This is a genomic window from Euzebya pacifica (assembly GCF_003344865.1).
Classification (GTDB): Bacteria; Actinomycetota; Nitriliruptoria; order Euzebyales; family Euzebyaceae; genus Euzebya; species Euzebya pacifica.
Window position 1 is genome coordinate 2,132,766 of sequence record NZ_CP031165.1, and the last position, 24,812, is coordinate 2,157,577.

Consider the following 24,812-nt stretch of genomic DNA (forward strand, 5'->3'; position numbering starts at 1 on the left):
CGTGGGGACGTGACCCTCCCCCGTGACATCGAGATGCTGGACCACGCCTTCGTGCTGGCCGAGCACGGTCGCGGACGGACGTGTCCCAACCCGTTCGTCGGCTGCGTCATCGCCGACGCCGACGGCACCATGGTGGGGGAGGGGTGGACCCAGCCGGCCGGCGGCTCCCACGCCGAGGTCGTGGCGCTGGCGATGGCCGGCGATCGCGCCCGCGGCGGCACCGCCTGGGTGACGCTGGAGCCGTGCAACCACCACGGTCGCACCCCACCGTGCAGCCAGGCGCTGCTCGACGCCGGGATCGCCCGCCTCGTGTACGCGCTGTCCGACCCCAACCCCGTGGCGATCGGCGGCGGGACGATGCTGGCCGAGGCAGGGGTCGAGGTCGTCCCCGACGCCGCCGTCGACCGGGCCCGCCAGCAGCACGAGATCTTCCTCCACGGCATCGCGACCGGGCGCCCGTTCGTGATCCTCAAGACCGCGACCAGCCTCGACGGGCGCATCGCCGACCACACCGGCACGTCGCAGTGGATCACCGGTCCGGCCACCCGCGCCCGCGGCCACGAGCTGCGTCGCGAGGTCGACGCCGTCCTCGTCGGGTCCGCCACGGCGCTGGCCGACGACCCATCGCTGACGGTTCGGTTGCCGGGCTGGGACGGGCCGCAGCCACGTCGGGTCGTGCTCGACCGCCGAGGTCGTACCGAGGGTGCCGACCTGAAGCTGTTCACCGACGGGTTGGCTCCGACCACCGTGCTCGACAGTCCCGATCCCGCCGCGGCCCTCGCGACGCTGTGGGAGCTCGGCGTGCACAGCGTGCTGGTCGAGGGCGGCGCCGGCGTGGCCGGTGCGTTCGTGGCCGCGGGGCTGGTCGATCGCTACGTCCTGCACCTCGGCAACGTCCTGCTCGGCGAGGGGCTCGGCGCGCTGTCGACGCGGGTGGCGCTGCCGGACGCGCCACGCCTGCGATTGGTGTCCGCGGAGCTGTCCGGTGACGATGTTGTCCTGACCGCCTACCCGAGGACCCCCTGAGCCATGTTCACCGGACTGATCGAAGAGGTTGGCGTCGTGCGAGTGCTCGACACCCGAGAGGGGGGCGGCACCATCACGCTGGAGGCCCCGCTGGTCGTGGAGGACGCCTCCATCGGCGACTCCATCGCCGTCAACGGCGTCTGCCTGACCGTGACCGAGGTGCACGACGCCCCCGCAGGGTTCACCGCGGAGATGATGGGCGAGACGCTGGTCCGTTCGGCGCTGGCCGACCTCGTGGAGGGCGACCAGGTCAACCTCGAACGCGCCATGAAGGCCGACGCCCGCCTGGGCGGCCACATGGTGCAGGGACACGTCGACGGGGTCGGCACCGTCCGGCTGATCCAGCCCCACGAGGAGTGGACCACGGTCACCTACGACCTGCCCGCCCAGCTGGCGCCCTATGTCGTCGAGAAGGGGTCGATCACCATCGACGGCACCTCCCTGACCGTCACCGAGGCCGGTGAGGACCACTTCTCCGTGGGCCTGATCCCCCACACCATGGCTGTGACCGTCCACGGGCGGCGCAAGGTCGGCGACCGCGTCAACCTCGAGGTCGACGTCATCGCCAAGTACGTGGAGCGGCAGCTCGCCGCCCATCTGAGCGCCCACGAGGCGAGGAGCACCAGCCGTGTCTGAGTTCCAGTTCACCCCGATCCCCGACGCCATCGCCGCCATCGGCCGTGGCGAGATGGTGGTCGTCGTCGACGACGAGGACCGCGAGAACGAGGGCGACCTCATCATGGCCGCCGAGGCCGTGACCCCCGAGAAGATCGCCTTCTTCCTCCACCACACCTCCGGCTACATCTGCACCGCCATCACCGGCGAACGCGCGGAGCAGCTTGCCCTGCCGCCGATGGTGGACAACAACACCGACCGGATGAAGACGGCCTACCTGATCACCGTCGACGCCCGTCAGGGCACGTCCACCGGCATCTCCGCCGCTGACCGTGCCCAGACCATCCACGCGCTGGTCGACCCGCAGACGCGTCCCGAGGACCTGACCCGTCCCGGCCACATCGTGCCGTTGGAGGCCAAGCCCGGCGGCGTCCTCAAGCGGGCCGGTCACACCGAGGCGGCGGTCGACCTTGCCCGCCTCGCCGGCATGGAGCCCGCCGGGGTGCTCTGCGAGATCGTCGACGCCAAGAAGACCGACATGGCGCGCCTGCCCGAGCTCAAGGAGTTCGCCAGGGAGCACGACCTCAAGCTGATCAGCATCGCCGACCTGATCGCCTGGCGGCGTCGGTCCGAGCGGCTGGTCTCCCGCGTCGCCGAGGCCGAGATCCCCACCCCCTACGGCGTGTTCCGTGCCGTCGGCTACACCTCGGAGATGGACAGCCACGACCACATCGCGCTGGTCTACGGGCACCCCGAGAACAAGCCCAACGTGATGGTCCGCATGCACTCGGAATGCCTGACCGGCGACATCTTCGGGTCGTTGCGCTGCGACTGCGGGCCGCAGCTGCACGACGCGATGCGCCAGATCGCCGAAGCGGGCGAGGGGGTCATCGTCTACATCCGCGGCCACGAGGGACGCGGCATCGGGATCATGCACAAGCTGCAGGCCTACAAGCTGCAGGACGCCGGACGCGACACCGTCGAGGCCAACATCGAGCTCGGCTTCCCGGCCGACTCGCGCGACTACGGCACCGGCGCCCAGATCCTGGTCGACCTCGGCCTGTCCACCCTGCGGCTGCTGTCCAACAACCCGGCCAAGCGTGCCGGCCTGGAGGGCTACGGCCTGGAGATCGTCGAGCGGGTCGCCATCGAGACCGCCCCGACGACGGAGAACCTGCGCTACCTGCGCACCAAGCGCGACCGGATGGGCCACGATCTGACCCGTCTGGACGGCACCGACGACACCACGACCCAGGAGACGAACACCGATGCGAGTGCATGAGGGAAGCCTCGACGGCAGCGGCCTGCGCGTGGCCGTGGTCGCCAGCCGGTTCAACGACACCATCGTGCAGCGCCTGGTCGACGGGGCCGCCTCCTGCTTGACCAAGCACGGCGTCGCCGACGACGACATCGACCTGTACTGGGTACCCGGCGCCTGGGAGATCCCCGTCGTGGCCCAGCGGATCGCCAAGGCCGGCACGGTCGACGCGGTCGTGGCGCTGGGACTCGTCGTGCGGGGCCAGACCGCCCACTTCGAGTACGTCGCCGGTGAGTCCGCGGCGCTCGGACGGGTGGCGCTGGAGACCGGCGTGCCGATGTCGTTCGGCGTGCTGACGACGGAGAACTGGGAGCAGGCGCAGGACCGCGCCGGCGGGAAGATGGGCAACAAGGGCTGGGAGGCGGCGCAGGCCGCGCTCGAGACCGCCACGCTGCTGAAGACCTTGTAGGCCGGCCTCGGTGGGGGAGGCCGGGTCGTCGGGGGGCTGGGTCGGCACGATCCTGCGGGTCGGTGCGGCCCCGGCCGTGCTCGTCGGCCTGATCGCGTGGGTCGTGGCACCCCGATGGGGTGAGGTCGTGGAGCGCGGCGGCCTGCCGTCGACTGCGGTGGTCGTTGCGGTCGTCGTCGCCAACGTCGTCGCCAACGGCGGCCTGGCGTGGATGTGGGTGGCGCTGGTCCGATCCGGCAGCACCGATGTCGACGTCCGGGCGGCGGTGCGGGCCCACGCGGTGTCGTTGCCGGCCCGCTACCTGGCACCCGGTGGCCACGTCCCTGCACGGGCTGCGGCCGCTCGGCGCCACGGCCTGTCGGTGACGGCCGGGGTCGGGCTCGGCGGGGTCGAGCTGGTGCTGTCGGTCCTGGTCCTCTCCCTGGTGTCGCTGGCCACGATGCCCGGCTGGGTGGCGGTCGAGGGGGCAGGGCGGACGGCCTGGCTCGCCGTCCTGCCGGCTGCGGCAGCCCTCGCGCTGCTCGTGGCCCCGACGCCGACCATGACCGCAGCGGCTCGGACGGTGCGCACGTTGGCCCGCCTGCTCCCGTCGGGGGCGGTCGACCGGTTGGCCATCCCCGCGGATGGAGGAGGGACGGGGACCGACCGTCGCACGGGACGGCTGGTGCGCGGTGTGGCGCTGCGCTACCTCGGGGTCCTCGGGGTGCGCAGCCTGGGGTTCGTCGTCCTGGGGACCGCGGTCGTCGGGCACGTCGACGCCCACGTCGTGACCGCCCTCCTGGGCGGCTTCGCCGTCAGCAACCTCGTCGGTCGGGTCGTCGTCATCGCACCGGCGGGCCTCGGGGTGCGCGAGGCCATGCTCCTGGCCGTGCTGGCCCCGACGCTGGGCATCGGCCCGGCCGGGGTCATCGCGGTGGTGGCCCGGCTGCTGGACGCCGTCGCCGAGGCGGTCTTCGTCGGGCTGGCGCTGCTGTGGCGGGACCCGCGGGCACGCGGTGCCCTCGAGGGGGATGCCGTCCTCGTGCTGCCCGACGCGACCGCCGTCCTCGTCGGCATGGTGCACGAGCGCACCTGGTCCCGGGTGGCCGAAGGCAAGCAGGGCGCGCAGCGGGTGTGGTGCAAGCAGCACCTCGACCGTCGTCGTCGCCCGGATCCTGCCGGTGCGCGTGCCCAGGCCGCGGCTGCGCGCCGTGCCGCCGGTGTCGGACTGCCGGCGGTTCCGCCCCTGGCCCTGCTGGAGGAGTGCGCGGTCACCGTCCACCCGTGGGTGGACGTCGAACCGCCCGGCAGCGGCTTGCCCACGCTGGTCGGCCGCCTCGCCCTGGGACAGGTCGACGGGACCGGATCGGCACCGCTGTTCGGCGTGGATGCCGTGATGGCCGGGGTGGCAGGTCCGGTACTGCTGGACCTGCCCGACCTGTCCGGATCGCCCGAACAGCAGGCGGGCGAGCTGGTCGCCAGCGCCCTGCGGATCAGGTGGGGGCGGCCGTTGCGGGGGTTCGTGGCCGGGCCGGACTGGCCGCTGGCCGTCGCCGTGCTCGCCGAGCTGGCGGTGCGTCCCTCGACCGACGTCGTGCGTCACCGGCAGCTCGAGTGGTGGAGCGACCGGCGAGGGGAGTGGGTGGGTCGAACCGGCAGGGACGCCGCCACCCGGTGGCTCGGTGTCCACACCCTGGGGGTGGCCTACCACCGACGGATCCTCCACGGGCTGGCCGCGGGACGGTTGTCGCCGACGCCCGACGGCCCGGTTCCCGCGTCAGGCACTGTCGAGGTGATCAGGTGACCACCCCTGCCGACGCCGATCGGGCCACCCGGGACCGCTACGCGACCGCCGAGTCCGCCACCCGGTACGTGTCCGAGCTCGACCATCCCGTGGCCCGCGTGATCGCCGCCGGCGAACACCGGGCGGTGCGCCGAGCCGTCGCAAGCCTGGGCGGGCCGCCCAACGACGGCTGCTGGCTGGACGTCGCCGGCGGGTCGGGCAAGCTTGCCTCTGCCGGCCTCCCCGGCCGGCGGATCGCCCTCGACGTGTCACGACCCATGTTGGCCCGGGACCGCAGCGGATCCCCGGCGATCGTCGCCGATGCACGTGCCCTGCCCCTGGCCGACGGCGCCGTCGACGTGGTCGTCGTCCTGCGCCTGCTCCATCGGTGTTCCGACGACATGGTCCGGATCGTGGTGGCCGAGGGACTGCGCGCGGCCAGGCTCGGCGTGGTCATCAGCGACACGCTCCCCACGCCGGTGTGGCGGTCGGTACTGCGACGGATGTTGGGCCGTTCGCCCGTGGCGGGCGGACGAACACGGGACCGGCTCCGCAGCCTCGTGGTCGATGGCGGGGGCCGCATCGCCGTCGACGTGGCCACGGTGCCGCTCCTCTCCAGCGAACATGTCGTGCTGATCACGGCGGGGTTGATTCGAGATTTCCGGTCACCAAACCGCTGCTGAACCATTGACCAGTTCAGTTCGGGACCCTAGGTATTGCGCTCTCCGAAACGGGAATGCGTCCAGCGGAACGCTGGGTCGTAGTCCCTCCCGCCGCACAGGAGTGCACCCTTGCAAACCTTCTCACGTCCCCGATCATCCGTGATCACCGTCGCCTGGATGGTGGTCGCGCTGCTGGTTTCCTCGTTGCTCGTGGTCTCCCCGGCCCGAGCAGCGACCTTCGTCGCCGACTTCTCCGCTGACACCCCCGGCGCCCCGCCCGCCGGCTGGACGTCCCGTTGGGCGCCCGGATACTTCGCGGTCCAGGACGACCCGCTTCGCCTCGTCCAGGGGCCGTCGTCGAGCCCGGATCGCCTGCTCAGCTTCGATGCCGCTGGCACCCCGAACAGCCCCGAGGTCAGGACGGTGGTGCATGTCGGCGCGGACAACAACGCCAGCACCAGCTTCCAGGTCCACCTCGCCGGGTCCGGTGAGGAGGACGCCGAGACGTCGTACTTCGTCGAGGAGTACCGCGGCGACCTGCGCCTGCGCGTCAACATCGCTGGTGACGTCACCACCCTCGCCGAGGTGGCCATCCCCGGCGACTTCCAGAGCAACACCTGGTACGAGCTCGCCTTCGCCGAGGACGACGGGGACCTGACCGCCTCCATCTGGCCGCTCGGCACGCCCGAGCCCGCCGCCCCCATGCTGACCTACACCGACCCCACCCCGTTGCCCAACGGCTGGGTCGGCATCGGTTCGGGCAACGCCGGCACCAACCCGGCCTACGCCGACTTCGCCTGGTTCGCCGTTGGCACGGGCAACGACCCCGCGCCCGCCCCGACACCCACCGTCGTCGACCAGTCCGTCGCGCCCACGCAGGCCGTGGCCGGCGTGGCCGTCACCCCCGAGTGGGGCTTCACCACCGTCACCTGGGACCCGGCCACCGAGAACGACCAGCTGGTCACCCAGTACGAGATCGAGCGCATCCCTGTCGACGCGACCAACACCCCGATCGACAGCGAGCTGCTGATCGGCATCTGGCGCTACAACCGCTACACCTACACCGGCGAGTCGACCACCTTCGCCGACGCCGGCTTCATCCCCGGCGACCGGTACGGCTGGCGCGTGCGCGCGGTGGCTGCCGGGGTCGAGGGCCCCTGGTCTGACTGGGTGTACGCCGACACCATGGAGGCGCCGAGCCCGTCGGACGCCTTCCGCACCGAGTTCGAGGAGGACCCCGACGACTGGACCTCCTACGAGGGCGAGGTTGCGTTCACCAACCTCATCAAGACCAACAGCGACCGGGTCCGTGTCGAGCTCATGGGACGCACCCACCTCGGCCGCGACATCAACCTGTTCGTCTTCGGTGACCCACCCCCGACCCCGGAGGTCGCACGCGAGGGCGACACGGTCTTCCTCAACTGCAACGTCCACGGTCCCGAAGCCGGTGGCCGCGAGGCCTGCTTCATGATCATCCGCTACCTCGCACTCGACGACGACCCGTTCATCGACGAGCTGCTCGACGAGGTCACCGTCATCGTCATGCCGTCCATGAACGGCGACGGACGGGCAGCCGGAAGCCGTGGCAACGCCCGTGGCCAGGACCTCAACCGCGACCACTCCCTCCTGCGCGAGCCGGAGCCCCTGGCCGTGGCCCGAGCCATGAGCCTCTACGAGCCGACGATCGCCATCGACGGCCACCACTACGGCAACAACGACGTCGGTGACCTGCCGCTGCTGTGGGCCCGCAACGAGGCGGTCGACGCCGAGCTGGCCAGCTACACGCAGAACGCCCTGACGCTGGACTACCTGTTCAACGCTGCCGAGGACGACGGCTGGTGGCCCCAGCCCTACCCGATCGGGTACAGCGAGGAGACCATCCTTCGCAACACCCTCGGCCTGAAGGGCATCGTCGGCATCCTCCTGGAGTCCCGCAGCAACGGTGGGCCGACCCGGCCCAACGCCTCCGGCTCCGGCGGACCGACCCAGCAGAACCACAACGACCGACGCCACGTCTACTCCCACCTGTGGACCTACCGCGAGCTGCTTCGCTTCGCGGTGGCCCACCACGAGGACGCCGCTGCGGTCCAGGCCGCATCGTTCGAGCAGAACTCCCTCAACGAGGGGCCGCTGATCCTGCACGGCACCCGGGACACCCCCCGGATCAGCCCGCCGATCCGCGACAGCCGCGAGGGAACCATCGTCGACCCGGCGCCCTGCGGATACCTGATCACCCAGGAGCAGTACACCGAACGCATCGAGTACGAGGGCGACCCACAGTTCGGCCTCATGCCGTCGGCAGAGACCCGGCTGGAGGCACACGGCATCCAGGTGGAAGTGGTTGACGAGGGGATCTACATCCCGCTCGGCCAGCCCCTCCGCGGACTGATCGCGCTGCTGTTCGACCCGGCAGCCCCGGGCCAGCAGGACGACTACTCCAGCTACGGGTCCTACCAGGGACCGTTCCTCTACAGCGGCGAGGCCGTCCGGGTCACCGAGTGCCCGAGCGATCCGGTCGACCCCGGTCCCGTCGACCCGGGTCCCGTCACCCCGACCCCGACCCCGACGCCGGAGCCCACGCCGACGCCCGAGCCCACCCCGGAGCCGACCCCGGCACCGGAGCCCTTCGTCCAGCGCCTCGAGGGTGCGGGCCGTGTCCAGACCGCCATCGCCGTGTCGCAGGCCGACTTCGCCGACGGTGAGGCCAGCAACATCATCCTGGCCCGTGCCGACGAGTACGCCGATGCCCTTGCCGGGGCACCGTTGGCCGTCGAACTGCACGCGCCCGTCCTGATCAACCCCTCCGACAGCCTCGACGCCGAGGTTGCAGCGGAGATCGCCCGAGCGCTGGCGCCCGGCGGCAGCGTCTACCTGCTGGGTGGCGAGTCCGCGCTGGCCAGCACCATCGAGGACAGCCTGACCGAGGCCGGCTACCAGGCCGTCCGTCTCGCCGGTGACAGCCGGATCGAGACGGCGCTGGAGATCGCCGACGTCATCGGGGACCCGTCGGAGCTGCTGATCACCAACGGCTATGACTTCCCCGACGCCATGGCCGCCGGTGCGGCTGCTGGTGCGCGTGGTGGTGCGGTGCTGCTGACGCCGGCGGGTGAGCCCCACCCGGCGGTCGACGCCTACCTCGGGTCCAGCGATGCCGACGTCTACGCCATCGGTGGCCCCGCGGCTGCCGCGTATCCCGACGCCGAGTCGGTGGTCGGTGCAACCCGCCATGCCACGGCGGTCCTGGTTGCGGAGACGTTCTTCGACAGCCCCATGGCCGTCGGGTTCGCCCGTGACGACGCGTTCCCCGACGCGCTGGCAGGCGGTCCACGCCTGGCACGCCTGGACGCGCCGCTGCTGCTGACGGCATCCGGTGACCTCAGCCCGGACACGGCTGACTACCTCGAGGCCACCACCTCGGTGACCAGCGCGGTCCTGCTCGGTGGCGAGAGCGCCATCGGCGCGATCGTCCTCGAGGCCATCGAGGCGCTGTTGCACCCCGTCCGCTGATCCATGGCGGCCGCCTCGACGAACTGTCGGGGCGGCCGTCGATCAGCACCCAGCTGTCCAGCTCGAGCTGTGCAGCCGAACCCAACCACCAAGCCCACCAACGAGGTCACGTCGCCCGCACGACGCGACCTCGTTGGTGCGTGTGGGGGCAGTTCTGGCGCCGGGGTCGTCGCGTCAGCGCGGGATGTCGGGACGGTCCAGCACCGCGCGGGTGCGGACCGTGTGCACCGAGTCGCCGGCGAGGATGCCACCGCGGGCGAACAGCCGGCCGGTCTCCCAGTTCGACAGTCCGAGCTCGGGCTTGCCCAGCGCGTACTGGCCGTCGACCCAGCGGGTCAGGCCGTTGCCGACGAAAGGAGCGTCGATGGTCGCGAAGAACCGGTCGTGCTCGGCAGGGTCGGTGGCCAGCAGGCTGGCGACGAACCGCGGTGCCTGGGCGTTGAAGCGCTGCACCGCGTCGTCGATGGAGTCGACGACGACCAGCGTCACCTCCGGCGAGTCCTCCCATTCCCACTCGCGGCCGAGCTCGTCGGCGGCGATCCGTTCGGCCTGGGCCTCCTTGACCTCGCCCTCGGCCCGGGCGATGGGCACCTGGCGGTCGAACCAGTCAGAGGGGACGTGCTCGACGGAGTCCGCCGACACATGCAGCTTGGGTTCGACCCCGCGCGCCGTACCGGCCGCCCGCAGCGCGTCGAGGAAGACGGGCACGAGCTCGTCGGCACGGTCGGCGGTGATGGCACAGGTGTTGAGGGTGTTGCAGACCTTGCGGTCCAGCGAGCGGGTGACGGCCTCGCCGAAGTCGTCGGCGTCGGCGGTCGGGCCGGCCACGATCCAGGCGCCGCCGGTGCCGTGCAGGCTGGCGGGAATGCCGGCCTTGCGGGCGATGCCACCGAGCATGGACACCGCGCGGCCCGACCCACGGGCCACGGCAAGGGACAGCCGCGGGTCGCTGAACAGGGCATACCCGGCGGCGCGCGAGGGGGAGTCGACCAGGGCCGCGGATCCCTCGTGCAGCCCGGCAGCCGCAAGCGCCGGGCGCAGGGCGTGGGTCACGATCGCGCGAGCGGTGCCCAGCGCGTCGGAGCCGATGCGGAAGACCACGGTGTTGCCGCTGCGCAGGACCCCGCAGGCGTCGGCGAACACGTTGGGTCGGCCCTCGAAGACGAACCCGACGACGCCGAGGCGGTCGCGGACCTGCTCGACCCGCCAGCCGTCGTGGGTGACGGTCTCCACGACCTCGCCACGGCCGCCGGGCATGTCACGCCAGCCGCGCAGCCCCTCGACCATGTCGTTGCGCATCCGGGTGGTCAGCTCCAGCCGTGTGGTGGACCGGCCCTTCTGGCGAGCAGCCTCCACGTCGGCGGCGTTGGCCTCGGCGATGGCCACGAAGATCGTGTCGTCCGCCAGGGCGTTGGCGAACGTGTCGTAGAACGCCGAGACCTGCTCGTCGGTGGCCGTGCCCATCAGGTCGAACGCGGCCACGGCGGCGTCGACGGCGACGGTGGCCGCCCGGCGCTCGGCGTCCGGGACGTGCAGGACCTCGCCGGTGTCGGCGACGAGGACGGCGTCGCCGGGCTCGAAGGCGTCGGCGATGTCGGTGGGGACGGTGGTGAACCGGTCGCCCCCGACGAGCAGGGGCATGCCGGCGGTCAGCTTCTCGAGGCGCTCCATGCCCCGAACGCTACCCGCCGACGAGGGGCACTACGAACCGGTCGAGATCCCGGGCCGGGCGGCGATCGGCATGCCCATCGCGACCGCTTCGTCGTACAGCACCGCGTCCCACTCCGCTGCCGTGTCGGCGTCGGGGGCCACGGCGTCGACGGTCAGCTCCAGCGCGCGGATCGCCTCGGCGAAGTCGGCCCGGTCGCTCATCGAGAAGTGGGCGGTCAGCAACCACCGCAGGACGTTGGCGGACCGCTCGGCCTCGGTCGTCCCGAGGTGCTCGCGCACGTTCCACAGGAACTTGGACCAGATCTCGCCGTCGGCGTGGACCTGGTTCACCTTGTCCGCGTAGGTCTTGGCGGTGTCCATGCGGCGGATGCAGGTCTGTTCCTCCGAGGAGTAGGAGGTGGAGTCCCACTCCATCAGGCAGGTGTCCTGGGTCCGCACCGTGTCGTCGAACGTCGCGAAGTAGGTGGCGGCCAGGAAGTCGCCGAAGCCCTCGCCCATGGCGCCGCCCTCGGCCGACCCGCCCCAGCCGGGGACCTGGTCGTCGTGGATGGCGTGTCCCAGCTCGTGGATGATGACCTCGGCGTCCTCGCCGTCGTCGACCCCGCCGGCGCCGAACAGCACCAGGTCGTTGGCCGGCTGGTAGAAGGAGTTGTCGAAGCCCATCACGGGGAGGGCGACGGTCAGCTGCGCCTCGGCGTTGACGTTGTCCATGCCGAGCACGTCCTGGAAGTACCGCTGGATGGCGTCGATGTGGTGGTAGGCCATGAGGCCCTCGAACCGGGGGTCGGTCTTGCTGACGTCGAACCGGTCGAGCACCGGGACCATCGGGCCGCCGCCGATCACGTCGACCCAGGGGCCGACCAGGTTGCCGGCCGCCGCGCGGGGCAGGTCGAAGTCGAGGATCGGCAGGTCCCGAAGCTCCTCGGCGACCCGCTCGTCGGTGGTGTAGTCGACGTCGACGCCCGCGATGTCGACGTCCTGGCGCATGTCGATGTGGCCGGAGGTGGCGATCGGGTTGGGCGCGAACAGGGTGGCAACGGCCTCGGCGAAGCGACGGTCGTCGGAGAGCTCGAGGATCGATGCGTCGGCCGCGGAGACGTCGACGGTGGTGGCGACACCGGCCGCGACCACGCCGACTCGCCACGTGTCGACCAGCACGCCGTCGGTCGGGACGAGCAGGCGTTCGCTGTCCACGGCGATCGCCTCGGTGATCCCGAAGTGGCCCAGCACGGCGGCCTCGGCCACCTCGGCGGCGACGGGGTCGGCAACGGGGGCGCCCACGGCGTCGGTGTCGCGGGCCTCGACGGTCACAATCCGGCCGTCGATCACGTGCACGGCTGCCGCGGTCCCGTCGACGGCCACACCGTTCACGACCTGGCGGCCACGGAAGTGCTCGCCGGCCAGCGACGTGCGGTGGAAGTCGAAGGCGAACGCCGCGGCGTCGACGCCCAGCCGGTCCGCAGCGGCGGCCAGCGCAGCCTCGGGCGCGGTCGCCGGGCCGAGGTCACCGATCAGCAGGCCCTCGCGGACCTCCTCGACGGCGGCACCTCGACGGGCGATGGGCTGGTCAGCCGACACCGCCAGCGGGGCGGCGAGCATGGTGAGGACGAGCAGGAGGACGATCGGCGGTATGCGCATGTCGCCTTGTTCGACGTCGCGCAGCCGTACTCCTGCTGTCGGATCGTCCCGGTCGCGGACCCCAACAGGGATCGCGGACCCCGACAGGGTCAGTCGTCGGCGCCCATGCGCACGACGTCCCCGTTGCGCAGCAGCAGGCCGTCGGCGCAGCGGGCCTCGACCTCGCCGCCGCCGAACTGCTCGTGGTACAGCCCGGCGTAGGTCCCGCCGGCCGCCAGCAGCTCGTCGTGGGTGCCCCGTTCGACGATGCGTCCGCGGTCGACGACGAAGATGACGTCGGCACGCAGGATCGTGGACAGCCGATGGGCGATGGCCACGGTCGTCCGCGTCTCCATCAGCCGTTCCAGCGCCTGCTGCACGATCCGTTCGTTGACGGTGTCCAGCGCGCTGGTCGCCTCGTCGAGGACCAGGACCCGCGGGTCGGCGATGATCACGCGGGCGATGGCCAGCCGCTGCTTCTCACCACCCGACATGCGGTAGCCACGCTCGCCGACGACGGTCTCGAAGCGGTCGGGCAGCTCGTGGATGCGGTCCAGGATCGACGCGGCGCGGCAGGCCTCCTCGATCTCCTCCTGCGTGGCGTCGGGTCGGCCGTAGACCAGGTTCTCGCGGATGGTTGCGTGGAACAGGTTGGTCTCCTGCGTCACGATGCCGATCTGCTGGGCCAAGCTGGCCAGCGTCACGTCGCGCACGTCGTGGCCGTCGAGCCGCACCGCGCCGCGGTCGACGTCGTACAGGCGTGGCAGCAGGTACGTCAACGTCGTCTTGCCCGCGCCGGACGGGCCGACCAGGGCCGCCAGCTGGCCGGGTTCGATGGTCATGTCGACGTCCGACAGCGCCCACTCCGTCGGCGTGTCGACGTCGTCGGGGATGCCCTCGTAGGCGAACCACACGTGGTCGTAGTGGATCCGACCCTCGACCTGGCCCAGCTCCGTCGCCTCGTCGGCGTCGACGATGTCCTGCTCGAGGTCGAGGTACTCGAAGACCCGCTCGAACAGGGCGAGGGAGGACTGCAGCTGCACGCTGACCTCCAGCGTCCGGGCGATGGGGAAGAACAACCGGGCCTGCAACGTCGTGAACGCCACGATCGTGCCGGCGGTCAGGTCACCACCGCCCAGCACCCCGCTGCCCCCGTCGGCCAGCAGCACGCCGGCCAGCGCGTAGACGGCCACCGGCGTGATGGCGAAGAAGGCCTGGATGACGGAGAAGAACGACGTGCCGATCATCGTCTGGCGGACCTGCAGCTCGGCCAGGCGACCCGACGCGGCGGAGTACCGCTCGATCTCGGCCTGCTGCCGCCCGAAGGTCTTGGACAGCAGGATGCCGCTGACGCTCAACGTCTCCTCCGACATCGCCGACAGGTCCGCGAGCTCCTTCTGGGTCGACTTCGACACCTTGCGGCGGGCGTGGCCGACCCGCTTGGACAGCCACGCGAAGATCGGCAGCAGCCCCAGGCTCAGCACCGTCAGCTGCCACGACAGCGCCAGCATGGCCACGATGACGCTGATCAGCGTGACGGAGTTGGACAGCAGGTTGGACAGGGTGTCGGTGACGACCGCCTGCACCCCGCCGATGTCGTTGGACAGGCGGGACTGGATCTCGCCCGTCCGGGTGTCGGTGAAGAACCGCAGCGGCATGCCCTGCAGGTGGGCGTAGAGGTTGTTGCGCAGGTCCTGCATGACCCGCTGCCCGATCGTGTTGGTGACGTAGGTCTGGTACAGGCTCAGGCCCGCCGAGATCAGCGGCAGCGTCGTCATGATCGCCACGAGCGTCCACAGCAGGGAGAGGTTGGGGCCACCGTCGGCGAACAACGCGTCGTCGAAGACCACCCGGACCAGCAGCGGGTTGACCACGCCGATGGTGGCGGTGACCACGATCAGCCCGCAGACGATGAGGACCCTCGTCCGGTAGGGCGCGAAGGCGTGGACGACACGGCGGACGAGGCCCGGCGGCCGCGCCGGTCGAGCGGAACGGTCGGATGGCTGGGCCTCGGTTGACACGCCGCCATCCTGCCCGCCGGCCCGAGCGGCTGCTCGGGTCAGCCGGTGCTGCTCGCCTTCGGGGGGTCTGACGGGCCGGGGTGGGGCAGCCCCGCCAGCAGGTCCGCGGCGGCCGACAGCGTGGCCCGGCGGGTCACGTCGGGATCGGCGCGGGTCAGGCCGACCCGGCGGACCAGCGGGGACAGGCGGCCGAGGAGGGTGAAGTCCACGTGACCGGTGCCGGCGATCGTCCGAACGGGCTGGCCCAGGTCAGCGGCGAAGGGCAGGAGCACCTCGTCGTTGGCGTTGCCCGTCCATTCCTCGCTGCGCAGGATCCTCGTGGTGGCGCCCAGCGCGCGGGGAAGGGATCCGCCAGCCATGGAGATCGCACGCACCCACGGGTCCAGGCCCACCCAGCCGTCGACCCGCTCGTGCGCCCCCGCGGTCATCAGGGCGGCCGCCCCGCCGGTGGAGTGGCCGATCAGCAGCGTCCGCGAGCCGGCCAGCGGCAGGTGCGGTCCACCGAACGCGTCGAGGACGGTGTGCAGGTCGGCGGCGTACCGCTCGACCAGCCGCCGTGCCGACGGCCAGTAGTCCGGCGTCCCCTCGGGCGGCAGCAGGGAGGTGTCGATGGGCTGCACGGATCCGTCGGGTCGCACCGCCGCCAGGGAGCCCCCGACGTGATCGGCCGCCACGACGACGTGGCCCTGCGAGGCCAGCTGTTCGGCGACGTCGGCGTGGGCGGTGCGGAACCCCTTCCAGCCGTGGACCAGCACGACGGCGGGCAGGTCATCGGCCACCTCGAGGGGCGGCGCGCCAGCAACCGCGCTGCCCCGGACCCAGCGGAGGTGCCCCAGCAGCGCGGCGGGGATCCCGTAGGACGCCGCCAGCCCGCGGCCGAACGCCGTGCCGTCGACCAGCAGCGGTGCGGCCGGCCCGTCGCTGGCCGTGGGGTACCAGACCTGCACCGGCAGCCCGTCGGCATGTCGGTCGTCGTCCAGGACCACGGTGCGGGTGCCGACCAGATGTCGACCGGTGGGGCGGGGGAGGGGCCGGAGGGGGAGCAGTCGCGAGACCCCGATCCCGGCTGCTGCGAGGCCTCCTGCGGCCAGCAGGGCGCCGTTCACAGCTGGCTCGCGTCGGTGTCCAGGCCCAGCGCCAGCCGCCCGGCCAGCTCGTAGGTCCGCTCGGCCACCATGGCGTGCTGTGAGGCGACGTGGGCGTCGCGGAACACCCGCTGGATGGGGGAGCTCAGGTAGGCGTCCACGCCACCGGCCAGCTTGTGCAGGCGCTGGGTCACGTCGCTGCACCGGGCCGTGGCGTCGGTCGCGGCCAGGCGCAGCAGCCGGCGCTGCTCGACCGTCAGGGGGTCGCCGTGTTCGGCGGTCTCCCACGCGTCGCCGACGACGTCGGCCACGAACGCCCACGCCGACCGGACGGTTGCCTCGGCCCGCGCCACGTCGACCTGCGTCGTCTGCCGTTCGGCGAGGGTCCTGCGGCTGCCCTGCGGTCGCTTGCCGCCGGCCAGGTCGACCAGCTCCTCCAAGGCGCATCGGGCCAGGCCGACCGAGACGGACGCCACGCCGAGGGCCAGCAGCCCGAACATCGGGAACCGCGACAGGGGACGCTCGACCACCGGTTCGCTGCGGCCGAACTCCACCCAGCGGCCCTCGGGCACGATCGCATCGGTCACGGTGTAGTCCGTCGAGCCCGAGCCGGACAGGCCCATGACGTGCCACGTGTCCAGCAGCGTCACGTCGTCGCGATCGAAGAAGACGAACGGGAAGGCCAGCCCGTCGGCCCGTGGGGCCGGTCGGCCGTCGGCGTCGACCAGGCGGACCCCGCCGGCGATGGCCGTGCAGTGGCTGGTTCCCGACCCCCATGCCCAGCGGCCGTTGACCCGCAAGCCGCCGTCGGGCAGGGCGACCGCCGTCCCGGCCGGCGCCGCGAACCCGCCGGTGATGGCGTCCGGGTCGCCGTAGATCGCCTCGGCGTGGGTCGTGGGCAGCAGGTAGGCCGTCATCGACGTGGTCAGGGCGATCATCACCGACCACCCGGCGCCGCCGTCATCTGCTGCCACGGCCGCGATGGACTCCAGCCCCTCCATGGCCGTCCGCTCCGGGCCGCCGTGGGCCGAGGGGACCCAGGAGCGGAACAGTCCGGCGTCACGCATGGCGGCCACCACGTCATGGGGCAGCCGGCGGGCCGCCTCGATCTCGGGGGCGCGTTCGCGCAGCAGGGCCGAGAGCTCGGGTGGGGGCAGGTGGGAGGTGTCCGACATCGAGGTCGAGTTCTACCGTGCCGAGCAGCGACTGGTCGTCCACACCATCGGGGACGGCAGCACCGGTGGCAGGGACCGAGCAGGCATCATGTGGCCCATGGCTGGATTGGTCGCGCTGTTCGCCGGGGTCTTCGGGTTGCTGTTCGGGTCTTTCGGCAACGTCGTGATCCACCGTGTCCCCGAGGGCCGCAGCGTCGTCCGGCCGCCCAGCGCCTGCCCGGGCTGCGGCAACGAGATCAGCCCGCGCGACAACATCCCGGTGCTGTCGTGGCTGCTGCTGCGGGGGAAGTGTCGGCACTGCGGGCAGCCGATCAGCGGCCGCTACCCCGCGGTCGAGCTGACCTCGGGCGTGATGTTCGCCGCCGTCGGCTGGTGGCTGGCCTCGATGGAGCCGCCGGACTACTGGGCGCTGCCCGGCATGCTGCTGTTCGCCTGGATGCTCCTGGTCGTCACCTTCATCGACCTGGCGACCAAGCGGATCCCCAACGCCCTGACCTACCCGTTGACCCCGGTGCTGCTCGTGCTGCTGGTCGGCGCGGCCGTGCTCAACGGCGAACCGTCGGTGGCGCTGCGGGTGGTCGGTGGCGGGCTGGCCGCGTTCGGGTTCCTGCTGCTCCTGGCGTTGATCTACCCGCGCGGCATGGGCATGGGCGACGTGAAGTTCGCGGCGTTCCTCGGCATGGGCCTGGGCTACGTGTCGTGGGGGACCGTGGTGATCGGCATGTTCGTGGCGTTCCTCGGGGGCGGAATCATCTCCTCGATCGTCCTGGCCGCACGCAAGGGCGACCGCAAGGACCAGATCCCCTTCGGGCCGTTCCTCGCCGCCGGATCGTTCGTCGCGCTCTTCGTCGGGCCGACGCTGGTCGACGCCTACCTGCGCTTCTCCGGGCTTCGCTGACATCGCCACGTCGGTGAACGCGCCAGTGGCCCGCGTAGGATGGCCGCGACTATGAGCGCACCCCAGCAACCCCAGCCCAGCCAGGAAGAGCTCGAGGCCTACTTCAACGAGCTCCGCCAGGCCCCTGTCCACGACCTGCTCCTGCAGGCCTTCTCGGTCCTCGGGACCGGCGCCGAGGTCAAGCTCGGCCTGCCGGACGCCCGCGTGCTGATCGACTCGATGGAGGCGCTGCTCGCTGCCGGACGGGTCGTCCTCGAGGAGACCGCCGCCCAGCTCGAGCAGGCGATCGTGCAGCTGAAGACGGCCCAGGTCCAGGCCGAGAAGGAGATCGCCGCCGAGCAGGCCGGCGAGGGCCAGGGGGAGGGGCAGGCGGCCGAGCCCGGTCAGGCGCAGGCTGACACGCCGCCGCCGGCTGCACCGCAGCAGCCCCAGCAGAAGGCCACCGACAAGCTCTGGATTCCCGGCCAGGGCTGACCGCGGTGGACCCGGCCCACCGGCCGATACCGCGGGTTCGGCAGATCGCCACGATCTGACGTATCATCGCGAGTCCATACCAAGTGGGAGCGGCTTTCCCCACCTACCGGGCAACGACTCGCGTGGGTCCATCACGTCAGAACGCCAGCCCTGTCGGGCTGGTGGGATCGTCGTCGGCCGCTGCCCCTGCGCAGCGGCCGCGTTGCGTTTTCCCGCCGTCACCACGGCGACGGCCAGAGCAAGACCCACGACAGCTCTCCCCAGAACCGCCCATCAGGAGCACGTCATGCCCAAGCAGAAGAGCCACTCCGGCGCCAAGGACCGCTTCCGCGTCACCAAGACCGGCAAGGTCATGCACCGCCGCCAGAACCGCAACCACCTCGCGGAGCACAAGCCGCAGCGCCGCAAGCTGCGCCTGCGCAAGGACCAGCCGCTGCACAACACCGCAGAGGCCAAGACCATCAAGCGCATGTTGGGCCAGTAGCCCCTCCGTTCACCACCTTCACCTCGACACACCTCACCTAGGAGACACCCAATGGCACGCGTGAAGCGCGGCGTCCACGGACGCAAGCACCGTCGTACAGTCATGAACCGCGCGAAGGGGTTCCGGGGGGCACGCAGCCGCCGGTACCGCGTCGCAAACGAGACGATCCTGCACGCCGATCGGTATGCAACCCGGGACCGTCGCGCGAAGAAGCGGGACTTCCGCAAGCTGTGGATCACCCGCATCAACGCGGCGGCTCGCCAGGACGGCCTGTCCTACAGCCGCTTCATGTTCGGCCTGAAGCAGGCCGAGATCGAGGTCGACCGCAAGATCCTGGCCGAGCTGGCCGTCAACGACCCGGCGGCGTTCTCCGCGCTCGTCGAGCAGGCGAAGGCCCACCTGTAGGGATGGCCATCGCTCACGAGGGGCTCGAGGAGGCCGCTGCGGCCGACCTCGAGGGGTCTGCATTCGACGTACGGGCGCTGGTCAACGCGCCCGTCATCACCTCCGCCGCCAACAGCTCGATCAAGGCGGCGGCGAAGCTGGCAGCCCGCAAGGGGCGCCGCGACGAGGGCATGTTCCTCGTCGAGGGTCCGCAGGCGGTCAGCGAGGCCGTCGATCAGCTCGTCGAGCTCTTCATCACGCCGCAGGCGGTCCACGAGCACGTCCACCTGCTGCGTGACGCAGCCGACGCGGGATCGCGGATCCGTACCGTGACCCCCGAGGTCCTGCGTGCGCTGGCCGACACGGTCACCCCGCAGGGCATGGTCGGTGTGGCGCCCATCCGCCAGGTGTCGCTGGCCGACGTGGTCTCGACCGCGCGGTTCCTCGTCGTCCTCGACGGCGTCAGCGACCCGGGCAACGCCGGCACGATCGTGCGCACCGCCGACGCCGCAGGCGCCGACGCGGTCGTGTTCGTGCGCGGCAGCGTCGACCCGTACAACCCCAAGGCCGTCCGTGCCTCGACCGGCTCGGTGTTCCACCTGCCGCTGGTCACGGGCGTCGATCCGGAGGAGCTGCACACGCTGGCCGACGCTGGCCTGCAGCTGCTGGCTGCCGACGTGCATGCGTCGGTGCCGCTGGACGAGGTCGACCTGTCGGTGCCCACGGCCCTGGTCTTCGGGGGAGAAGCCGCAGGTCTTTCCTCGGTTGCCGTCGAGGCATGTAGCGTGTCAGTGCACATTCCGATCGCGACCACGCAGCGGGACGGCTACTCCGGACACGCCGAGAGCCTCAACCTCGCCGCCGCCGTTGCGGTCATGGCCTACTCGGTCAACAGCGCGCAGTCCCACCCCTCGACGAAGACGCCACCCACGCCCTGACGATGAGCACGCATCTGGCGCAGAAGACGCCCGCCGACATGGCGGCGTTGGAGCTGATCGCCGATGCGGCCGTGATCGTCGGGTCCGACGGCGCCGTCACCTACGCCAACACCCAGGCGCTGCGGCTCCTGCGACTGTCGGCGGACCGCGTCGTCGGCCAGCAGGCCGACCACGTGCTGCGCCTGCGGACCGAGGACGGGGCCGACTGGTGGGCGACCTGCACACCGATGCAGGCCGACGCCGCGCTGCTGCCCCGCATCGCCGAGCAGGAGCTGACCCTCGTGGGGGCCGGGACCTCCCGGGCGGTGGCGATGACCGGTGCCCGGCTGGCCGACGACGCCGGCCGGACCGCCCAGCTCGTCCTGACCATCCGCCGGGCCGACGCCCGTCGTCGCCGCGACGTGGCTCGCTCCGACCTCGTGTCGACGGTGTCCCACGAGCTGCGCAGCCCGCTGACCAGCGTGAAGGGGTTCACCAAGACGCTGCTGGCCAAGTGGGACCGGTTCAACGACGAGCAGAAGAAGCAGATGCTCGCCACGGTCAACGAGGACGCCGACCGCGTCACCCGGCTGCTCGGCGAGCTGCTGGCCGTCAGCCGCATCGACGCCGGCCGCCTGCAGCTGAAGCGCCAGATGATCGACATGGCCGCCACCGCTGCCCGAGTCGGTGAGCGTGTGGAAGCCGGTGTGGGCCACGGCCGCACGATCACCGTCGACATCGGCGAGCTGCCCCAGCTGTACGCCGACCCCGACCGGGTCGAGCAGATCCTCTCCAACCTGCTGGAGAACGCGATCCGCTACACCGGCGGAAAGATCACGATCACCGCCAGCGAGACCGAGGAGTTCGTCGAGGTCGCCGTTGCCGACGAAGGCGACGGCATCCCCGAGGAGTTCCTCAACCCCATCTTCACCAAGTTCTTCCGCAAGCCCGGCGAGCGGAAGCAGGGGACCGGCCTCGGCCTGTACATCACCAAGGGCCTCGTGCAGGCCCACGGCGGCGAGATCGTCGTCGAGTCCACCCCCGGCAGCGGATCGGTCTTCCGATTTACGTTGCCGAAGGGCGGACTCGAGCTCGCAGGCATCGACCTCTCGGCCCTTCGGCACACCAACGGCGACAGCCACTAGCCCCGCGTCAGCCACGCGGGCCCCGGCTCGTTCGCGGACACGCCCGGCGCCGCCACCGGCCGCCGCCACGTCCGCGCCCCCCACCCCTGCCCCCACGCCAGAGCGGAGCACCCAGCTGTGACCACTGATCCCACCACCGATTCCCCGGACGTCCCCACCCCCGACGACGTGCTCGCCCTCGGCGCCGAGGCCGTCGCTGAGCTGCAGGCCGCCACGGACCTCGACGCCCTCGACGCCGTCCGACAGACCTGGATGGGCAAGAAGGGCCGCCTGTCCCTGGTCAAGCGCAGCCTCGGGAAGATGGACCCCGAGACGCGCAAGGCCGTCGGCCAGGCCGTCAACACCGTCAACGCCGACTTCGGCCGCACCGAGTCCGCCCGGCGCACCACGCTGGAGCTCGAACGCGACCGCGTCGTCCTGGCCGCCGAGGCCATCGACATCACGCTGCCGCCGCGCGTGCCCACCCGCGGGTCGCTGCACCCGCTCCGCCAGACCCTCGACGCGATCCTCGACGTGTTCGTCGGGTTGGGCTACGAGATCGTGACCGGCCCCGAGGTCGAGTCGGACTGGTTCAACTTCGACGCCCTCAACACCCAGATGGACCACCCGGCCCGCACCCTGCAGGACACCATCTACGTGCACGGCCTGACCGAGGCGCCCAAGCGGGACGACGGCACGACCGGGATGCTGCTGCGCACCCAGACCTCGCCGATGCAGATCCGCACGATGCTGGACAACGACCCGCCGGTGTACGTCGCCATCCCCGGCCGTGTCTACCGGCAGGACACCCCCGACGCGACGCACGTCCCGGTCTTCCACCAGATCGAGGGCCTCGCCGTCGACACCGACCTGTCGCTGTCGGACCTCTACGGCACCCTGATGGCGTTCGCCCGTGCGCTGGTGGGCGAGGACGTGAAGCTGCGCTTCCGCCCGCACTACTTCCCCTTCACCGAACCGTCCGCCGAGCTCGACGCCTGGGTCCCCGACGGGCAGGGCGGCGGCAAGTGGATGGAGCTGCTCGGCTCGGGCATGGTCCATCCCAACGTGCTGCGCGCCGGCGGCTACGACCCCGAGGAGGTCCAGGGCTTCGCGTTCGGCATCGGCATCGAACGCACCGCCATGGTCCGCTACGGCGTGCCCGACCTGCGGCTGTTCGCCGACAACGACGTCCGACTGCTGTCCAGCTTCTAGCTCGCGGCGTCACGAGGAGAACCCATCATGCGCGTTCCTGTTTCCTGGCTGTACACCTACGTCGACCTCGACCTGTCCCCCGAGGAGCTTGCCGACGTCCTGACCATCGGTGGACTCGAGGTGGACGCCGTCGAGCGGCCCACCACCGGTGCCCGCGGCCTGAAGGTCGTGGAGATCCTGTCCTTCGCCCCCGTCCCCAAGGCCGACAAGCTGTCGCTGGTCAACGCCTTCGACGGCGAGCGCGAGTGGGAGATCGTCTGCGGCGCCAAGAACTTCTCCGTCGGCGACCGCGTTCCGGCGGCGCTGCCGGGGTCCACGCTGCCCGGCGGCTTCGAGATCGGCACCAAGAAGCTGATGGGCGTCACGTCCAACGGCATGCTCGCCTCCGCCCGTGAGCTGGGCGTGGGCGAGGACCACGCCGGCATCTGGCTGCTGGGCGACGACGCGCCCGTCGGCGCCGACGTCACCGACTGGCTCGACCTCGAGGAAGCCGTCCTCGACATCGACCTGACCCCCGACCGGGGCTACGGCGCCTCCATCTGGGGCCTGGCCCGCGACCTGCACGCGCTGACGGGTGCGGACCTGACCCTCCCCGAGCTCGGCGACAACCCGGGCGGCAACGCCACCGTCGAGGTGTCCCTTGCCGACGGCACCGGGGTACGGCGCTGGGACGGCCGCGGCATCGAGGGCGTCACCGTGCGCCCCTCGCCGCCGGAGATCCAGAAGCGGCTGAACCTGGCCGGCATGCGCCCCATCAGCAACGTCGTGGACGCCACCAACTACGCGATGCTGGAGACCGGCTACCCGGTCCACGCCTACGACCGGGCGCTGCTGAACGGCGCCATCACCGTCCGCAACGCCGAGGCCGGCGAGGTGCTCAAGACCCTCGACGGGGTCGACCGCACCCTCGACGCGGAGGACGTCGTCATCGCCGACGAGTCCGGTGCCATCGGCCTGGCCGGCGTGATGGGCGGCGACGCCACCGAGATCAACGACGGCACCACCGACCTGTACGTCGAGGTCGCGGCATGGGACCCGGTCAAGGTGCTGCGCACCGGCCGACGCCACCACCTGTTCACCGAGGCCAAGTCCCGGTTCGAGCGGACCGTCAACACCTCGTGGCTGCCGCAGGGTGCGACGCGCGTGGCCGACCTGATCACCGAGTGGGCGGGCGGCACCGTCGTTGGTGGCCACGACCTCGAGCCGATCCCCGACACACCGACGCCGATCCGCCTGCGGCCGGCCCGCGTCCGGTCGCTGATCGGCATGGACATCCCAGCCGACCGGCAGGTCGAGCTGCTGGAGTCGCTGGGCTGCACCACCGAAGGCGAGGGCGAGGACGAACGGCTGGTCGTCCCGCCGCCGTACCGCCCCGACATGCAGATCGAGGCCGACCTGACCGAGGAGGTCGCGCGCCTGTTCGGCTACGACAACATCGAGCCGCGGGTGCCGTCGACCGGTCAGTCGGGACGACGCTCGCCCGAGGACCTGGCGGCGCTCGACATCCGGCGCGCGCTGGCCGGCGGTGGCTGGACGGAGGTCCTGCAGTACCCGTTCATCGCCGACGAGGACCTCGAGGCGCTGGGCCTGGACGACGAGGACCCTCGCCGCCGGACCATCAAGCTGGTCAACCCGCTGTCCAAGGAGGAGTCGGTGCTGCGCACCACGCTGCTCCCCGGGCTGCTGGCGACCGTGCGCCGCAACGTCAACCGCCAGAACACCGACCTCGCCCTGTTCGAGACCGGCCACGTGTTCGTGCCGCCGGGGGACGGCCACGAGGCCCTCGACGGTGGCCCGTCGGGCGTCGAGCTGCCCGCCGAACCCGACCACGTCGCGCTGATCGCGTGCGGGGCCTTCGAACCCGGCCGGCACGACGGCGACGCTCGTCAGGTCGAGTTCGCCGACGTCATGGGTGCGGTGGAGCTGCTCCGCCGCACCGTCGTGGCCGACGACCTGCGGGTGGAGCGCACCCACGAGATGCCCTTCCACCCCGGCCGTGCTGCCCGCGTGTTCTTCGGTGACACCGAGGTGGGCGTGGTCGGCGAGCTGCACCCCCGCGTCTGCAAGGCGTTCGAGGTGCCCGAGCGGACTGTCGCGGCCGAGCTGCGCCTGGACGTCATCGTCGCCGGTGGGGCGAACCTGCCGACCGCGGTGATGCCCTCACCGCTGCCGGGCCTGCGGTTCGACGTGGCCGTCCTCGTCGACGTCGCCGTGGACCACGCCACCGTTCGTGACGTGGTGGCCGAGGCCGCCGGTGAACGCCTGAGCAGCATCGAGCTGTTCGACGTGTTCGCCGGCGAGCAGCTGGGGGAGGGCAAGAAGTCCCTCGCCTTCTCGCTCCTGCTCGACGACCCCGAGACCCAGCTGACCGACACCGAGGAGGCGGCTGCCATCGAGCGGATCGCCGACGCGGTCGAGGCGATGGGTGGCCAGCTGCGGCGGTAGCGTGAT

At 71.6% G+C, this 24,812-nt stretch carries 20 protein-coding genes; 15 read left to right on the plus strand and 5 right to left on the minus strand.

The window, feature by feature from the left end:
• Nucleotides 1-9: 9 nt before the first annotated feature.
• The 7 genes from ribD (at nt 10) to DVS28_RS08920 (ending at nt 9,299) form a co-directional block, all read left to right on the plus strand.
• Nucleotides 10-1,026 carry a bifunctional diaminohydroxyphosphoribosylaminopyrimidine deaminase/5-amino-6-(5-phosphoribosylamino)uracil reductase RibD gene (ribD, locus tag DVS28_RS08890; protein WP_216826497.1) on the plus strand — a complete coding sequence of 339 codons (1,017 nt, stop codon included), beginning with the start codon at nt 10-12 and terminating at the stop codon, nt 1,024-1,026.
• 3 nt (nt 1,027-1,029) lie between these two features.
• Complete coding sequence (locus tag DVS28_RS08895) at nt 1,030-1,662, plus strand: riboflavin synthase (protein WP_114591137.1); 633 nt, start codon at nt 1,030-1,032, stop codon at nt 1,660-1,662.
• Complete coding sequence (locus DVS28_RS08900; protein WP_114591138.1) at nt 1,655-2,923, plus strand: bifunctional 3,4-dihydroxy-2-butanone-4-phosphate synthase/GTP cyclohydrolase II; 1,269 nt, start codon at nt 1,655-1,657, stop codon at nt 2,921-2,923. The genes DVS28_RS08895 and DVS28_RS08900 overlap by 8 nt, the downstream gene beginning before the upstream one ends.
• Nucleotides 2,910-3,368 carry a 6,7-dimethyl-8-ribityllumazine synthase gene (gene ribH, locus DVS28_RS08905; RefSeq protein ID WP_114591139.1) on the plus strand — a complete coding sequence of 153 codons (459 nt, stop codon included), beginning with the start codon at nt 2,910-2,912 and terminating at the stop codon, nt 3,366-3,368. The genes DVS28_RS08900 and ribH overlap by 14 nt, the downstream gene beginning before the upstream one ends.
• Before the next feature lie 10 nt (nt 3,369-3,378).
• Complete coding sequence (locus DVS28_RS08910; RefSeq protein WP_114591140.1) at nt 3,379-5,151, plus strand: lysylphosphatidylglycerol synthase domain-containing protein; 1,773 nt, start codon at nt 3,379-3,381, stop codon at nt 5,149-5,151.
• Nucleotides 5,148-5,813, plus strand: coding sequence for a methyltransferase domain-containing protein (locus DVS28_RS08915; protein ID WP_114591141.1), 666 nt, complete (start codon nt 5,148-5,150; stop codon nt 5,811-5,813). Before DVS28_RS08910 ends, DVS28_RS08915 begins: the two co-directional genes overlap by 4 nt.
• 138 nt (nt 5,814-5,951) lie before the next feature.
• The gene (locus tag DVS28_RS08920) at nt 5,952-9,299 is read left to right on the plus strand and encodes a cell wall-binding repeat-containing protein (protein ID WP_114591142.1); all 3,348 of its coding nucleotides are present in this window, start codon (nt 5,952-5,954) and stop codon (nt 9,297-9,299) included.
• 174 nt (nt 9,300-9,473) lie between these two features.
• Here the strand turns inward: DVS28_RS08920 and DVS28_RS08925 are convergent, their stop codons facing one another.
• From DVS28_RS08925 to DVS28_RS08945, 5 genes are all read right to left on the minus strand, one after another.
• Nucleotides 9,474-10,970, minus strand: a complete 1,497-nt coding sequence (locus DVS28_RS08925; RefSeq protein WP_114591143.1) for an aldehyde dehydrogenase family protein — start codon at nt 10,968-10,970, stop codon at nt 9,474-9,476.
• A 30-nt stretch (nt 10,971-11,000) separates the two neighbouring features.
• Nucleotides 11,001-12,608 carry a M36 family metallopeptidase gene (locus DVS28_RS08930; RefSeq protein WP_114591144.1) on the minus strand — a complete coding sequence of 536 codons (1,608 nt, stop codon included), beginning with the start codon at nt 12,606-12,608 and terminating at the stop codon, nt 11,001-11,003.
• A gap of 89 nt (nt 12,609-12,697) precedes the next feature.
• The gene (locus tag DVS28_RS08935; protein ID WP_114591145.1) at nt 12,698-14,608 is read right to left on the minus strand and encodes an ABC transporter ATP-binding protein; all 1,911 of its coding nucleotides are present in this window, start codon (nt 14,606-14,608) and stop codon (nt 12,698-12,700) included.
• Nucleotides 14,609-14,646: 38 nt separating this feature from the next.
• A complete protein-coding gene (locus DVS28_RS08940) occupies nt 14,647-15,714 on the minus strand; it encodes an alpha/beta hydrolase (RefSeq protein ID WP_114591146.1) in 1,068 nt (355 codons plus the stop codon).
• Nucleotides 15,711-16,868: an acyl-CoA dehydrogenase family protein gene (locus DVS28_RS08945; RefSeq protein WP_114591147.1), complete on the minus strand. Its 1,158-nt coding sequence runs from the start codon at nt 16,866-16,868 to the stop codon at nt 15,711-15,713. The genes DVS28_RS08940 and DVS28_RS08945 overlap by 4 nt, the downstream gene beginning before the upstream one ends.
• Here DVS28_RS08945 and DVS28_RS08950 point away from each other — a divergent pair.
• From DVS28_RS08950 to pheT, 8 genes are all read left to right on the plus strand, one after another.
• Entirely contained in the window at nt 16,858-17,766 is a 909-nt protein-coding gene (locus DVS28_RS08950) for a prepilin peptidase (protein WP_216826498.1), read from the plus strand. The genes DVS28_RS08945 and DVS28_RS08950 overlap by 11 nt on opposite strands.
• A 51-nt stretch (nt 17,767-17,817) precedes the next feature.
• Entirely contained in the window at nt 17,818-18,240 is a 423-nt protein-coding gene (locus tag DVS28_RS08955) for a hypothetical protein (RefSeq protein WP_114591148.1), read from the plus strand.
• A 286-nt stretch (nt 18,241-18,526) separates the two neighbouring features.
• Entirely contained in the window at nt 18,527-18,724 is a 198-nt protein-coding gene (gene rpmI / locus DVS28_RS08960) for a 50S ribosomal protein L35 (protein WP_108665637.1), read from the plus strand.
• 51 nt (nt 18,725-18,775) lie between these two features.
• Nucleotides 18,776-19,129, plus strand: coding sequence for a 50S ribosomal protein L20 (gene rplT, locus DVS28_RS08965; RefSeq protein ID WP_108665638.1), 354 nt, complete (start codon nt 18,776-18,778; stop codon nt 19,127-19,129).
• Nucleotides 19,130-19,131: 2 nt separating this feature from the next.
• Complete coding sequence (locus DVS28_RS08970) at nt 19,132-20,046, plus strand: TrmH family RNA methyltransferase (RefSeq protein WP_114591149.1); 915 nt, start codon at nt 19,132-19,134, stop codon at nt 20,044-20,046.
• 2 nt (nt 20,047-20,048) lie between these two features.
• A complete protein-coding gene (locus DVS28_RS08975; RefSeq protein WP_114591150.1) occupies nt 20,049-21,170 on the plus strand; it encodes a sensor histidine kinase in 1,122 nt (373 codons plus the stop codon).
• A gap of 117 nt (nt 21,171-21,287) precedes the next feature.
• Complete coding sequence (gene pheS / locus DVS28_RS08980; RefSeq protein WP_216826499.1) at nt 21,288-22,361, plus strand: phenylalanine--tRNA ligase subunit alpha; 1,074 nt, start codon at nt 21,288-21,290, stop codon at nt 22,359-22,361.
• A gap of 27 nt (nt 22,362-22,388) precedes the next feature.
• Complete coding sequence (gene pheT, locus DVS28_RS08985) at nt 22,389-24,806, plus strand: phenylalanine--tRNA ligase subunit beta (protein ID WP_114591151.1); 2,418 nt, start codon at nt 22,389-22,391, stop codon at nt 24,804-24,806.
• Nucleotides 24,807-24,812 lie beyond the last annotated feature (6 nt).